The organism is Salipiger sp. HF18, from assembly GCF_011806505.1.
In the GTDB taxonomy this organism is placed as follows: domain Bacteria; phylum Pseudomonadota; class Alphaproteobacteria; order Rhodobacterales; family Rhodobacteraceae; genus Salipiger; species Salipiger thiooxidans.
The window spans coordinates 1-575 of the sequence record NZ_JAATOS010000976.1; the positions used below are offsets into that span (position 1 = coordinate 1).

Annotated in this window: 1 protein-coding gene; it reads right to left on the minus strand. The window is 68.5% G+C overall.

The genetic code is table 11. The features are described 5' to 3' along the window. The coding region (locus HC022_RS28360; protein WP_254885308.1) for a methyl-accepting chemotaxis protein at window positions 1-575 on the minus strand (575 nt) is incomplete at both ends.

Genomic DNA, 575 nt, shown 5'->3' on the forward strand with positions numbered 1-575 from the left:
AGCACCGTTTGCACCTTCGAAGACCTCGAGCGTCTCGGACAGGCGCTGCGCCTCGGTGTTGAGGCTCTGGCCCGCCGCATTCAGCTCTTCGACCACCGCGGCGTTGTGCTGGGTCATGCCCTCGAGCTGCTGCACGCTGCCGTTGATTTCGCTCAGCCCGTCGGTCTGGGTCCGCACCGACCCGGCGATCTCGGAGATCAGCTTGCCCAGCGACTCCACCTGCTCGAGCACCTGCCCCAGCGAGGCGCCGGTCTGCTGCACCAGATTGCTGCCCTCGCGGACCTCGTCGTTGGAGGCGCGGATCAGTGTCTTGATCTCTTGCGCCGCCTCTGCCGCGGTCTGGGCGAGGCTGCGCACCTCGGAGGCCACCACCGCGAAGCCGCGGCCCGCCTCGCCGGCGCGCGCCGCCTCGATCTTGGCGTTGACCGCGAGGATGTTCACCTGCCGGGCGATCGAGGCGATCTGGCCGTTCGAGGTCTTCACCGCCTCGAGCATTTCGGCCACGAGATCGTTCTCGGCATGTACCGACTGCACCCAGCGCGCCAGCTCGCGCGCCGCCTGTCCCGACTGGGAAA